The sequence below is a fragment of the Bacillus sp. NTK071 genome (assembly GCF_017303315.1).
Taxonomy (GTDB): Bacteria; Bacillota; Bacilli; order Bacillales; family Guptibacillaceae; genus Guptibacillus.
On the sequence record NZ_JAFKOI010000007.1, the window covers coordinates 158,762 to 172,349 of the forward strand.

General features: G+C 39.1%; 15 protein-coding genes. 5 read left to right on the top strand and 10 right to left on the bottom strand.

The genetic code is table 11. The features are described 5' to 3' along the window. Positions 1-49: 49 nt before the first annotated feature. The gene (locus JI666_RS13120) at positions 50-826 is read right to left on the bottom strand and encodes a hypothetical protein (protein ID WP_206892452.1); all 777 of its coding nucleotides are present in this window, start codon (positions 824-826) and stop codon (positions 50-52) included. A gap of 219 nt (positions 827-1,045) precedes the next feature. Here JI666_RS13120 and uptA point away from each other — a divergent pair, with 219 nt between their 5' ends. After that, positions 1,046-1,642 carry an undecaprenyl phosphate transporter UptA gene (uptA, locus tag JI666_RS13125; RefSeq protein WP_206892455.1) on the top strand — a complete coding sequence of 199 codons (597 nt, stop codon included), beginning with the start codon at positions 1,046-1,048 and terminating at the stop codon, positions 1,640-1,642. On the opposite strand, the gene JI666_RS13130 is transcribed toward uptA, so the two are convergent. Genes JI666_RS13130 through JI666_RS13140 form a run of 3 tightly spaced genes read right to left on the bottom strand, consistent with a single transcriptional unit; the run spans position 1,639 to position 3,084 of the window. After that, complete coding sequence (locus JI666_RS13130) at positions 1,639-2,160, bottom strand: GNAT family N-acetyltransferase (RefSeq protein ID WP_206892457.1); 522 nt, start codon at positions 2,158-2,160, stop codon at positions 1,639-1,641. The two genes, uptA and JI666_RS13130, sit on opposite strands and share 4 nt — an antisense overlap. A gap of 15 nt (positions 2,161-2,175) precedes the next feature. Then, positions 2,176-2,553, bottom strand: coding sequence for a GNAT family N-acetyltransferase (locus tag JI666_RS13135; protein ID WP_206892630.1), 378 nt, complete (start codon positions 2,551-2,553; stop codon positions 2,176-2,178). 42 nt (positions 2,554-2,595) lie between these two features. Further along, positions 2,596-3,084 carry an NUDIX domain-containing protein gene (locus JI666_RS13140; RefSeq protein ID WP_286170807.1) on the bottom strand — a complete coding sequence of 163 codons (489 nt, stop codon included), beginning with the start codon at positions 3,082-3,084 and terminating at the stop codon, positions 2,596-2,598. A gap of 233 nt (positions 3,085-3,317) precedes the next feature. Here JI666_RS13140 and JI666_RS13145 point away from each other — a divergent pair, with 233 nt between their 5' ends. Beyond that, positions 3,318-3,596, top strand: coding sequence for a hypothetical protein (locus JI666_RS13145; protein ID WP_136946399.1), 279 nt, complete (start codon positions 3,318-3,320; stop codon positions 3,594-3,596). A 47-nt stretch (positions 3,597-3,643) separates the two neighbouring features. Here the strand turns inward: JI666_RS13145 and JI666_RS13150 are convergent, their stop codons facing one another. From JI666_RS13150 to JI666_RS13160, 3 genes are all read right to left on the bottom strand, one after another. Beyond that, entirely contained in the window at positions 3,644-5,338 is a 1,695-nt protein-coding gene (locus tag JI666_RS13150) for a M3 family oligoendopeptidase (protein ID WP_206892460.1), read from the bottom strand. 254 nt (positions 5,339-5,592) lie between these two features. Then, entirely contained in the window at positions 5,593-5,799 is a 207-nt protein-coding gene (locus tag JI666_RS13155; protein ID WP_206892463.1) for a DMT family transporter, read from the bottom strand. Next, a complete protein-coding gene (locus JI666_RS13160; protein ID WP_206892466.1) occupies positions 5,783-6,505 on the bottom strand; it encodes an MOSC domain-containing protein in 723 nt (240 codons plus the stop codon). The genes JI666_RS13155 and JI666_RS13160 overlap by 17 nt, the downstream gene beginning before the upstream one ends. A gap of 135 nt (positions 6,506-6,640) precedes the next feature. Between JI666_RS13160 and JI666_RS13165 the strand changes: the two genes are divergently transcribed. Next, complete coding sequence (locus JI666_RS13165) at positions 6,641-6,823, top strand: hypothetical protein (RefSeq protein WP_206892468.1); 183 nt, start codon at positions 6,641-6,643, stop codon at positions 6,821-6,823. Here the strand turns inward: JI666_RS13165 and abc-f are convergent. Next, positions 6,820-8,496, bottom strand: coding sequence for a ribosomal protection-like ABC-F family protein (gene abc-f, locus JI666_RS13170; protein WP_206892472.1), 1,677 nt, complete (start codon positions 8,494-8,496; stop codon positions 6,820-6,822). The two genes, JI666_RS13165 and abc-f, sit on opposite strands and share 4 nt — an antisense overlap. Before the next feature lie 550 nt (positions 8,497-9,046). On the opposite strand from abc-f, the gene JI666_RS13175 reads away from it, so the two are divergent. Beyond that, complete coding sequence (locus tag JI666_RS13175) at positions 9,047-10,795, top strand: N-acetylmuramoyl-L-alanine amidase (RefSeq protein WP_286170814.1); 1,749 nt, start codon at positions 9,047-9,049, stop codon at positions 10,793-10,795. Between the two features lie 117 nt (positions 10,796-10,912). On the opposite strand, the gene JI666_RS13180 is transcribed toward JI666_RS13175, so the two are convergent. Further along, positions 10,913-11,413, bottom strand: coding sequence for a carboxymuconolactone decarboxylase family protein (locus tag JI666_RS13180; protein ID WP_206892477.1), 501 nt, complete (start codon positions 11,411-11,413; stop codon positions 10,913-10,915). Positions 11,414-11,587: 174 nt separating this feature from the next. On the opposite strand from JI666_RS13180, the gene JI666_RS13185 reads away from it, so the two are divergent. After that, the gene (locus tag JI666_RS13185; protein WP_206892492.1) at positions 11,588-12,688 is read left to right on the top strand and encodes a GGDEF domain-containing protein; all 1,101 of its coding nucleotides are present in this window, start codon (positions 11,588-11,590) and stop codon (positions 12,686-12,688) included. A 26-nt stretch (positions 12,689-12,714) separates the two neighbouring features. Here JI666_RS13185 and coaW read toward each other — a convergent pair whose 3' ends face one another. Next, positions 12,715-13,530, bottom strand: a complete 816-nt coding sequence (coaW, locus tag JI666_RS13190; RefSeq protein ID WP_206892494.1) for a type II pantothenate kinase — start codon at positions 13,528-13,530, stop codon at positions 12,715-12,717. Between the last annotated feature and the right edge of the window lie 58 nt (positions 13,531-13,588).

The following is a 13,588-nucleotide window of genomic DNA, read 5'->3' on the forward strand; positions in this document are numbered from 1 at the left end:
TTTGGCATAGAAAAAACGTGTATGAGTTTCATACACGCTTATGGGTCTACTATTGTTCTACAACTTGCTTCGTTCTCTTCTCGAGCTTTCTTACCTCTTTCATAAGCTCTTTATAGCCAAGTCGAGTTAATTCAAAATCTTCATTAACCATTTGGTATTCGAGAAGCGTATCTCGCTTTGCTTCAGGAATATCATCATAAATCATTCGAAGCTCTTCGTTTAATTGGATCAGTGAACTTGATTCAACAGACTCAATCCCAATTAATTCAGCTACAAGCTTCATATCAGGAGTCTCTTTAATGAATAAGCTCTTCTTATCACTAACAGCTTTTTGAATTCTATCTTTAAATTGCAGAATATCCTGCTTAATGCGATTACTTTCCGTTTCCTTTTGTTGCATTCGGTTTCGGTATGTTTCTTTCTCTAATTCATCAAGATCCGCTTTAGAAAGGAGTTCTTCAAAGAGGAGCGTTTTATCGCTATTGATTCGCTCAAGTTCTCGTTCCTTCTCAGCTTCTTCAGATGATTCTACTTCTTCAATCGGCTTTGCGAGGGAGATCAACACCTGATCATTAACAGCTTTTGAAGTGCTAGCCGTCTTGATCTTCTCACCCTTTAGTAATATATCAAAATCCTGGATTTTTTTAATCACATAAAGCGAAACACTTACACCAAGGCACGTCATAAATAACCTGAACATAAATGGCGAAAAAGCTACAAGATATAATAATAGAATGAATCCAATGACAGATAGAACCGTTAATGCTTTTTCTTTCCCCGATTTTGCTTGAAGGGGTTGATCCAGTGTCGCTAGAAATTTCTTCATGGATGTTAACATCCTTACCTTTCACCTCTCTAATCTAATGTCATTCTCAAGTGAGAACGAACAGTACCCGGATTACTTACATTCCGGGTGCTATATTTTTCGATTACAAGCGTTACTTTATGAGTATACCACTCATTCTTTTTTTCAGGTCTAACGAAACTCATTTTGTAATAGACATGAGAACACGTAAATGTTTGTCCTTGAGAGGAGTCGTTACATATGGAACAATTTATTATGCAGTGCCTGAACTGGCTTCTAAGTCTAGGGTACCCTGGTATTTCTCTTGCTCTAATGATTGAAATCATCCCAAGTGAGCTTGTTCTCGCTTATGGTGGCTATATGGTTTCAACAGGAACGATTCATTTTGCTGGAGCTGTCGTAGCAGGTACAATCGGCGGGACCATTGCACAGCTTTTTTTATATTGGCTTGGCCGATATGGCGGAAGATCATTCTTGGAGCGATATGGAAAATACCTCCTTATATCACAAAAATCCCTTATTCTTGCTGAAGAATGGTTCGAGCGAAACGGTGTAAGTATCATTTTTACAGCCAGGTTCATTCCCGTCGTTCGCCATGCTATATCGATCCCTGCAGGAATTGCCAAAATGTCACTCGTGCGATTTACCCTCTATACTACACTCGCGATGATTCCCTGGTCGATCCTTTTTCTCTCTATCGGTTTTAAGCTCGGTCGTAACTGGGAGCATATTCATTCAGTAGCAAGAATGTATACACTACCATTAGGCATTGGTGCTGGTTTTTTTATTATTTGCTATTGCCTGCTACTCTTTATGAAGAAGCGAAAATCTCGTTAATGTTTAGTCCATTCCGTTTCTAATATGCTGAACAGTAGCGAGTCCCTCCATCCATCTCTCATCTTTAAATCGTCGCGTAATACGCCTTCTTTTTTCATTCCTAGTTTTGCAAGTACCCTTTTCGATGCATTATTTTCTGGGTTACACGTTGCACTTACCTTGTGTAAACCAAGCTCTTCGAATGAGAAGTTCAGAAGTGTTCTCGCTGCCTCTGAAGCAAAACCGTACCCCCAGCGGTCAGGATGAAGAATGTACGCAATCTCACCACGTTCATTCGTTCGGTCTCGAATATTCAATTCGCACACTCCAATAACCGAACCTTCTTCAACAATAGCATATGCATAGCGAGTACGTGGCTTTACGAGAGCATCTTCGATAATGTCGTTTACATACGCTTTCGACTCCTCCTCTGTGTTAGGACCCCATGGCTGATACTTGCAAACTTCCTCAATGGAAGCATAAGAATGAATAGATCGCCAGTCTTCTTCTTTTACTTCTCTCAGTTGTATCTTCTCCATCACTTATACACTCCTTTAAGTTAACCTCTTTTGGAAGAAATACTGGGTATGCCCCTCTGGATGGTTATCAACCTTGCCACATATTTCATACCCCTGACGTAAGTAGAAGCCTGGCGCCTGGAAACTAAATGAATCAAGAAGAATAAGTCTGCAAGCTTTCTCTTCTGCAAGATTTTCGATCCGCTTAAGAAGTTTCATGCCATATTGGTTGCCTCTTTTACCTTCAGCTACCCAGAGAAAATCAAGATGAAGATGTTGCCAGAACATAGTGCAAGACACACCTCCAACCATCTCCCCATCTTCTTCAATGACAAATGCAACTGTTTCAAGTGGTGTTTTGACCTGATCTGAAAGCTGCTGTACGTTGTAGTCTACAACCTTCTTTCTAATCATATCTCGCGCTTCATCCTGTCTCTGAATCACAAGTATTCCTCCTCATCCTAGTTTCCTCATCGTTTCTTTCAATGGAGTCGTGTTTCCTCTCTCATATTCAACAGATACTTCAAACGTCCCCTTTTCAAAGAACTTCGGAAGTCTTCGCTTAAACCACTCTTGCATAGGAAGTTCATGTACAGACTGACGCTTCACCCACGATAATTCTCCTTCTGGCGGATTTAAAAGTAGCTCTCCGGAAAAAGAAGTGGCAACGTAATTGAACACAATATAGCGGTACATTTCATCACGAATGATAAATTCATCCACCCCTTTAAACGTAAGATCAGATGGATTTACCGTTAACCCAGTTTCTTCACGTAGCTCCCTTGCCGCTCCTTCTGCAAAACTTTCAGATAGCTCAATTTTCCCACCAGGACCAATGTATCCTGGAAACCCTGCTTCAGGTGGCCGATTCAATAAGAGAATTTCATCAGCTTCTTCATTATGTAGAATAACCATAGATAGTAGTGTCGCACTAATCGCCTTCATTTTCCCCTCCTGTTAGATTAATAGAGTTGTATGCTGTCAGTATATACTATTACTTCTAGTGAACCCATAGAGTTAAAAGGATTTTTTTTGTTTAAAAACGGGTAACATCGTTAGAGAAGGAAACAGAGATTAAACAGATGTGAGATGTGGGCACGAATGAATGGATGTAATGAAACAAGGTAAAGGATGTCGTCCTTTCCTAGTAATACCCACTAACAAAGGAGTGATATAGTATGCTTAATCCTTCTCAATACAAAGAACGTAAACCAATGGATCAGCGTTTAGTTAGCTGGTCTGTCGATCGAACGAAGGAAAGTGATTATAACGAAACGAAGCTCGCTATTGTGGAATGCACGTGCACCAACAGCGATGGAGATGAGCTCAAAACTGTCAAAACGCTCGAGGTGACGCCTGATCATAATTCATGGGAAGATTGGATGGATGAATTAAAGAAGGATCGATTTGAAATTATCCAGTGTCCGAGCTGTAAGATATGGACAATCGATGAGTAGCATAAAGAAAGCCCCTCTTATAATTCTAAGAGGGGCTTTCTTTCTTATTACTCAGGTAAAGCATCTAGTTCTAGTGAGATGAAATCCATTAAACCTTTAATCATTGTCTCAGAGAAGTCAAAATGAATACCTGCTGCTTCATACACTTCAGCTAGCGATACAGAACTTCCCATTGAAAGAGCCCGGTTATAGTTTTGTAGCGTTTGCTCTGGATTTTCTCTGTACTGGCGATACATTTGAATTGCTCCAAGCTGTGCAATAACATATTCAATGTAATAGAACGGCACTTCGAAAATATGGAGAATGAGTTGCCAGTTATTTTGAATCCACTCTTCCTGTCCGTTCCAATCCACAAAAGATGAGTCATATGTGCGAGAAAGCTCCATATATTTCTGGCTTCGCTCTTCACTTGTGTGATTTGGGTTTTCATACATCCAGTGCTGGAATTGATCAACAACAATGCCATTTGGAAGAAAGAGAATTAATCCTTCAAGCTGATCTTTCTTAGCCCGTAACAATTCCTTTTCATCACTGTACATCAGGTTCCAGTAATCCATCGTAAGAAGTTCCATTGTCATACTCGCAAGCTCAGCAGATTCCATTGGGGTTTCTTGATACGCAGACAATTGTTGATTTCGCTTGAAATCGTTATGGATGCAATGACCCATTTCATGAAGAAGAGTAATAAAATCATCTTGTGACTTCGTGCTATTCATGAAAATAAAAGATAGCTCTGAAATAGGTAGGTATTCACAAAACCCTCCCTGCGCTTTGCCTTTGCGGCTTTCAAGATCAAGTGCGCCTTTCTCATTCATATCATTAAGAAGATAGGAGAAACGAGGAGAAAGCTGATCGAAAATATCAGACGTTCCTTGGATCAGTTCTTCTATACGATTGAAAGGTCGAAGCGGCAACTTATCTTTAGGCACTGCTCGCGTGTCCCATGGCTTATAATCTGAAAGACCAAGCTCTTGCTGATGTTTCTTCTGCAATTTTTCCTTGAGAGGAACAACATGCTTTCTGACTGCCTCCGCAAGCGCCTTACAATCCTCCGGCGTGTAATCAAACCGCTCATATTTCTTAAACATATAATCTCTATAGTTATCGAGATTAACATTCTCGGCCTTCTGCTGCCGAAGCTGTATTAGCTGATCCATGATTGTTTGTAAATCTTCTTTCTTTGTTAAAAGGGTGGTGAAGATTTCTTCCATGGCACTTTTGCGGATCTCACGGTTACCATCCTGCATCAATAGAAACATCTCACTGAGCGTCTTTTCTTCTCCCTGCCACTTAAACGAAAGTGAACCCGTATGTTCGAAGTAGCTGTTTACAATCCGATCTTCTTCTACTTCTAATTCAATATTTTTCTCATTGAAAAGCTCAATCGCATTTTCTTTTCTAAGTAGAAATTGCTTATAGTACTCCTGGTCAAGGCGTAGTCGATAGGGTGACTCTTGAAATTTCTTATCAAAAAGTCCTTCATATCGTTTAACCATAGGTTCAATATGTTCCTGATCGTGCTCAATCATTTTCTTCGCTTGTTCACTACTGCTATGACATTGAAAGTCAATATAGTGGCCGTTCAGTCCTTCAGCTACACCATCCATTAGATCAGAAAGATTCATTATCCATTTTTCAAGTTCATCAGTAGATTCGATCGACTGATGTAAGAGCGATTTAAACTCTTCTTCTAATTTGCCTGGATTTTTAAAATCAAACTTTTCCACATAAAATGTACTCATCAGCTTCCCCCTTATCATCCTTATGATGCGTTATGTACTATACATTAGTTTACCACAATTGCTCTTTTAGCATATGCTTGTTCAAATAAGGGCTTATTCACTTTTGCAGCATAAAAAATGGGACCCCACCCCGTGGATGGGACCCCTCCTGTGTGGAAACGAAGCATCCCATCCAAAGACGGGGCTTCATTCATGCTCGTACCCGAAAAATGGGAAGCGATAAACGTTTATTTCTAACAATCGATTTAGAAATATTATCCCTTCATGCGAGAATAGCTTTGAAGACTAGCATATCGCCTTTCTCTACGCTTCATTAAATAGTCAACTGTTCCAGTCCCAAGCATCACACCAGCTACAAAAAGGACAAAACCTATTACCTGCTTCAATCCTACTGGCTCACCTAGAAACATAGCAGCACCTAGAAGAGCAAAGAACGGCGTAAGCTTATTGGTCAACCACAATTACACGATCACCAGTAGCAATTTCCCCAGTTTGTTTAACTCTTGCATATATACCAAATAAATTATTCTGTTCCTTTACAAGCTTTTTCAATAAACCTGGTTGTTTTGTTCCATCCTCTGGATCGACTGTAATAATCATACATCGCTCACATGGCTTAACAACTTCTAGGATCACTTCCTCTCCAATACGGAGGAACTTCCCTACCCACTCTTTTTCTACGAAAGGTGTTTTCTCGAACAAATTAATTTCAAGATTCGGACGGAAACGGCGATCATCTACTTCCTTTCCCCATGAACGAGATAGTGACTGAAGAGAAGCATCTGTCACAACCAAGAGGTGTTCTTCTTCAATCGGACCAATTGGCACATGTTCTGGATGATATGATTTTCTAGATAGCTGCCTTAAGGACTTTCGTTCAATTTCGTTAAGCCATTCTACATCATGCCACATATACGACCGTCCATTCGGTGCCACGATTTCTGGTTCTGGATAAGCGTCTAGTGATTCTGGACCGCTAAAAGAAGCTTGATATTGAACAAGCTCTGCACACTGAGTAATTGTTAAGAATGATTGCTTCTCATCTAGAAGGGCATGACTTCGATCACCGTACAAACCATAAGGCATAACCTTTGTGTGCTGTACTCTCTCCCCAGTCATCGACTTTACGGGATGACGTGTGATTTCTTTAATCTTTCCAACCTCCACAAACATCTGCCTCCTTCTTTTCACTGCTTCTAGTATAACCCAATCGTAAAAATCTACTTTTATCTATTTAACTAGTATAAACAATGAGAGATTTGCATAAAACTAGTAAAAACAAATGAAAAGGGGAGAAGTAGAATGGAAATTAAAGAGTACTATTCCATTACACTCTATAATGAGAAGCGTAGAGCTATTTTTCATTCTGAAGATGAATATGATAATTTCGAAGAAGCACAGCGTGAAGGATTTGTCCTTCTCCGAAATCATCCGAAAGCAGATTTGTATTCCATTGAGCGTTTTTTTGCAGTGGAAGACGTTTAAAGTGCGTTCTTCTCTTTAAACAACACATTCAGCCGTTTATCTAGTTCAGCCATTCTAGGATCACCCGCCATCAACAAGCTAATCTCACTAATTAAAGCGGAAATTTCGTTATCAAGTAGCATCTTCTTTTCTTCTATCATTTTGGTAGAACTAGAAGGGCTTTTTTCTTTTTCACGAAACTCTGATAACCCTATTTCTATTCTTTTAACACTCTCATTTTTGAATACTAGTAGACGATCACACACCTTATCCATGAAGTAGTAATCGTGCGAAACAACAAGAAGCGTTCCTGTGAATTGTTGCAAGGTATCTTCAAGTTGCTCACGTGAAGGCAAATCAAGATGATTGGTTGGCTCATCCAGAATGAGAACATCATATTTATTCATGAGAATCCGTGTCATTTTCACCTTTGTTCTCTCACCAAGACTAAGCCCTTGAATAGGTACATGTATACGGCTTCGCTCCATTCCCATTGAAGCAAGAATCGTCTTCGCTCTGAAATCCTCATTCCTCGTTTCGACTTCAAGTGACTGAAGAGCAGTTTGATTTGAAGGGAGGTCATGGACATCCTGAGATAAATAGCCAATCCTAAGCATTGGACTCTTCCAAATCTCTCCTTCGCTAACTTCTTCCTCACCAAGTATCATGCGTAGAAACGTTGTTTTCCCACATCCATTTTCACCAACCATGCCAATGCGTTCGCCATGCTTAATATAGAAAGAGCTTCCTTTAAACAACGTTCGTTCACCATACCGTTTACTTACATTGATCGCTTCAAAGACTCTCTTGCCATGTGTATTATCTGATTCAAACTGAAAGCGAACTCCTGTCTCTTTATGAGGTTCATTTACCCCATTTTTATTTAGTTCTTTTTCAAGACGCTTCCGTTTGGACTTAACTTGAGCATCCATCTTTTTCGCTTTCATTCTGTAGTGCTCTTTATATCCCTCTTGCGATGTCGACTGCCTGTGTGCCTTATCCGACCAGTTCGTTAACCCAGCAAGCTGCTCCTCAATTCGCTTCTTTTCTTTTTCTTGAATTTGAAAACGATGGAGCTGTTCTTCGTACCTTCGCTTCTTTTCATGCCGATAAGCTGTATAGTTGCCACTATAGTCATTTAGTGCCCCATTCTCGATTTCAAGAATTCGCTCAACGGTTTGGTCAAGAAAATACCGGTCATGCGAGATAACCAGAACGGCTCCTTTAAAGTTTTGAAGCTCACGAATTAGCCACTGCACCCCTGTTAAGTCGAGGTGATTCGTCGGTTCATCAAGAATGAGAATATCAGGATTCGATGCCCAGATTTGAGCGAGTGCTTTTTTTAACCTTTCCCCACCACTTAACTGTTTCAAGTGAGTCCCATCTAAATCGCTTGATAAACCGAGTTCCTTTTCCCTTTTTTGAAGTAAAGAATGATGAACGATTATGCCTTCATTCATGTCCTCTTCGTGATCGGTAGACTGTCGTAAATACCCAATTGAACCTTCCACTACATAGCTTCCTTTATCAGGCTTACTATCTCCAACTAAGATTTTAGCGATAGTTGTTTTGCCAGCTCCATTAGGACCAACAATTCCTACTCGATCCCCTCGATGAATATCTATGTTCACTTGGTCCAATAAAACCCTCTCATCATATTTTTTCTGTAATCCTTTTATCGATAGTACGTTCATACATGTCCCCCATTTCTTGAATCGTTCATTTCACAGGGAGCATAAAAAACCTCCCCATTTTACCTGGAGAGGCATGTCATTCCGATTTCCATAGAGCTATAGCTTTAAAGAAAGCATGCAAAAGAAGCATGCTCCAGCTAATGCAAATGGTAAAAAACGGCAGACTAATCCTATTCTCCAGTAAATCAATTTCGCTATTCGAAAGTTGACTTAGAAAAATAAGATTAGTATTTCATCGCTTCTTAACCATTCCTTTCCCTTTCAATTGTCATTAATTGTATAGAAAAATGGTAACGCTGTCAATAAACATTTATTCCAATTTACAATATTGTACTGGTTACAATTTACAACTTTTTTCATCTTTTTAGTACAAAAGAACCCTATAATATCTAAATTTCGATACCGATATAAGGAATAGTTAAGTAAATCTTTCCAAGGTTACTAAATTTAGAAAGGAGTCAAGCTCATACTTCTAAAGAAAAACTAGTAAAGTCACTACGTACATAGGACAGAGAAAAAAAGCATATCGGGGGAAATTATCGTGCGGAGAATGTTTACTACTTTTATTATTGCAGTGCTATTATTTACAGGAATGGCTTTTCCTGGTGAATCATCTGCAAAAAACGGAATGGAACGTATAAGCGGTGACGATCGAATTGCAACTGCTTTAGAAATTTCAAAGAAGGTATCACCTGGTAAATTAGCCAATTCAGAAAAGGCTGTAATACTAACGCGTGCTGACATGCCATTTGATGCACTCGCAAGTTCTGGCCTTGTCGGAGTTAAAGATGCACCTGTGCTACTTACCAAACCTTCTACCCTTGATTCAAGGGTATTAAACGAATTAAACCGTCTTGATGCTAAAAAAGTTTACATTCTAGGCGGGACAACTGCTATTAGTCAAGGCGTTGAGAATGAACTTAGAAAGAGCTTTACTGTTAAAAGACTTGAAGGTTCAAATCGCTATTCAACTGCCGAAGCGATTAACACAGAGGCAGGACTAGATCATTCTTCAACAGCTATCGTTGTAAATGGAAACAAAGTGGCAGATTCACTATCAGCTTCAAGTGTCTCATCAATTAAACATTATCCTATTTACTTAACTTCCAACAAGAAGGCTCCTACACTACCTTCTACGATTAAAACCGTTTACTTAATTGGTGGAGAAAGTGTCCTCTCAGAGGATCTAATGAAACAATTAGAACGACAAGGTAAGAAAGTCGTTCGCCTTGCAGGTCAAGATCGTTTTGCAACAAATATTGCGGTAAATGAAGCCTTCTTTCCTTCAAGTGATTCCTTCATTGTAGCGAGAGGAACTTCTACACAACCTGATCGAGAGGATTATCCTGACGCAGTTGCTGCTTCTTCCATATCCAAAGTTAACAATGCGCCAGTCGTTTTATCCCACCATTCTACTGTGATTCCAGAAATTGAGTCCTACCTTTCTACTCATGCTTCTAACTTAATGGTATTAGGGGGAGAAGCTGCATTACCTGCAACTATTGTTGATTCCTATACAGTTAAGCAGCCAGTAGAAGAAGTAGAAGAAGTTGTCCTAGAAACAGCTATTGTAACAGCTTCAAGCTTAAACGTTCGCACTGCACCAGCAGTTTCAGGCACAAAAATTGGAGCACTATTGCGCAATACTGAGGTATCTATCTACGGATACGTTGGAGATTGGGCAAAAATAAAGTACAAGGGTCAAACTGCATATGTACACGGTGCGTACTTAATCAAGAAAAATAACAACCTATTAAATGGTATTAAAATTGTTGTAGATGCTGGACACGGTGACCATGATCCTGGTGCAAGCAGAAGTAAGCTTCTAGAAAAAGATATTAACCTTGATGTATCTCTCTATCTTGAGGAGAAGCTAAAATCGGCAGGTGCTACAGTGGTTATGACACGTAGAGATGATTCTTTCCTCGAATTAACAGAGCGTTCTAACATTGCGAATAACATTAGTGCTGATGCATTCGTGAGCGTCCATACGAATGCTGGACCAGAAGCTGCTCATGGTATTGAAACATACTGGTATGACAGATACAGTTCAGCAGAAAGTAAAGCACTTGCTGAAAGCATTCAAAAGCGATTAATTGAAGTAACAGAAGCCAGAGACCGTGGCGCGAAGAACCAGAGCTTTTCTGTTATTCGCGAGTCCAGAATGGCTAGTGTTCTTGTTGAGGTTGGATTCTTAACAAATGACGAAGAATATCAACTTTTATTAACACAGTCTTATCGTGAAGAACTGGCAGAAGGAATCTACCAGGGTGTTCTTGATTATTATAATAAGAAGTAAGTGGTTATGTTACAAGACAAAAGGAGTTCCTGAAATTCAGGAACTCCTTTTTCTAATTCGATTTGTTCTATTGTAAGTAGCTTCAGTATACAAGCTTACATTTAGAGTCTTTTCACTCTATAATCCAAGACCTATCGACGTCTGATTCGTATAAGAAGTATAGGAAATCAATTGATTAATTTCAACAACCTGTTTTTCAGAGTAACCATCTTCCATTAACTTTTGAACATGTTCTTTTTCTAAGTCTTGTGAACTGGTCACCAATTTCTCAGCATAAGTCAAAATGTGCTTTAAATGGTCTGGAAATGAATGTGAGGTTTCATATTCATTGAGATCTTCTAAAATACCTTCATTTCCGCTGATCTCTTTCAGTAAAGAGCCGTGACCGGTATAACAGAACTTGCATCCGTTTAGTTTAGAAACAAATACGACTACAGTCTCGGTTTCGAACTCATTAAGCGCACCAGCTTTAACGGCTGATGCTAGTGGCATAAATGCCGAGAAAATTTCAGGGCTCCTTGCGATAAGACGATTAAATACAGGAACAGGCTGTTCAAGTTCACTGTAGATCGGCATTTCCTTTATATCTGATTGTTTAGCTGGTTTAATCCATGGCATATTCTCTCATCCTTTCCTTGTCTCCTCTCTATCATAGCAAACCTCCCCCTTAGTTATCAGGATTCTCTCAGATGATAGACATCATGAACAGCAATCAAAAAAAATGAGATCATTTTTGCTGAAAATGGTAAAATTAAGTCGAAAGATATTTAGATTAATAAGAGGTGTACCCGTTTGCAATTGCTACAGGATTTTTTCATTAATATGATGATTGTACTAGCTCTAGTATTTATTTATTACCAAATCTTTCGTGATGAAGATCTGAACGATTCTTCCTCTATCAAAAGGAAAATTATAAGCGGACTATATGCAGGTATGATTGGCATCTTCCTTATGATTTTTAGCATTAAAGTTAACGATGCGACAATAGTTGACCTAAGGCATATTCCATTACTAATTGTGACGCTTTATGGAGGCGCTGTTCCCGGTTTAGTAGCTTTAGCAGTCATACAAACCACTCGATTTATAATTGGAGTGAGTGTTTCATCAATATTCTCGCTAGGTCTATTACTTTCACTTTATATAGGATATATGGTATTACGACACTTAAATGCCAAAATATTAACTAAAGCATTCTGGATGCTCATCTACTCAAATATTATTTTTAGCGTTGTCATTGTTTATTTTCTATTAAAGCTCTCAGGAATTTCTAATCAAATTAATTTTCTATTCTGGGTAACGTCTATGATAACAGGCTTAATGGCGATCTATACGACAGAACACTTACGCAAAATGAATCACTTGTTTATGCAATATAAACGTAGTGCAACGATTGATCCATTAACTGGCCTGAATAACGTAAGGAGCTTTGATGAGGCTCTTAACAATGCAATCCATGAATCTAAATCTAATGAAAAACCACTTTCTCTTCTTGTTATTGACATCGATTTCTTCAAAAACGTAAACGATACATATGGCCATTCAGCAGGTGACGCTGTTCTTCAGCAATTTGGAGTTGTTCTAAGAGGAGGAGCTCGACAAGAAGACATTGTATCAAGGAATGGCGGAGAAGAATTCACGCTAATACTTACCGACTGCTCACATAATAAGGCACTAGAAATAGGTGAAAAGCTCCGTTCGATCATCGAAACACATTCTTTCCATGTAAACCCTGAAGAAAATATTCATATCACAGCTTCAATTGGTGTAGCTACATATCCTGAAACTATTCTATTGTCTGACAAGTTCTACAGTAAAGCAGATCAAGCACTCTATACAGCAAAACGCAGGGGACGAAATCAAGTTTGTTCTAACAACGTCTTACAAGTACACTAGTATCAAAATTGAGGGGAGTTCTCCCCTCATATAGTAAACAACAGTGCCCCAAGAGCACCACTATATTGCCCATTAACTGGAAATTGAGCCTTTATTCCAAATAAAGCTTCAAAACGTTGAATCTGCTCTTTAAACAAAGCATTATTTTGAAAGGTAGAGCCTATGAACACAATTGTCGATGTTTCTACCGTTTTTGCAAAGGGAATCGCGATCATCAAGAGCGCCTCTGAAATCATACCAATTAAACACGCAAGAATATCTTCCGCTCTTAATTCCTCATCTATCATCCGTTCGAGAAATCCAAAGTTACTTGCTGTCAAATCTCCCCCTATCGGTGAAACTTCTCCTTCATAAATATCCTTTACTTTCAAATCAATATTTGTTCGATTCCCTTCTTTTGCAAGCGATACAATCTTCTCAAATTGTTTATGTCCAGTTAGTAAATAACCCATTCCCATTAATGTGCCACCACCAATACCACTGCCACCCAGGCGTTCGGATGAATCCCCAGTCATTGAATGCATTGAAGTCCCGGTTCCAACATTAACAAGTAAATACTTCTCTGGAGAATGAATACCAGCGCTTTTCAGAACCTCATTAACACCAAAAGTCGTGGCCTCAAACTCATCAATTAACTCATATGAATTCTGAAGTAGACTTGAAACATTTTTCTGTTTCCCACCCGTAAGCATCACTTTTGCTTTAGGATGGAATTCATTCATCCATTCCACCAGCTTGTTAACTTCAACTGTTAAGAACGTTTGAAAACGATACTCTTCGCTTTCTTTATACACAACTTTAATGAGCGTACCACCTGCATCAATTCCAATAGTATCAGTCATATATACCCTCTCTTTTCATAGCTGGGTAAGATAGATTCATTCTATCCCACTCCTAAGG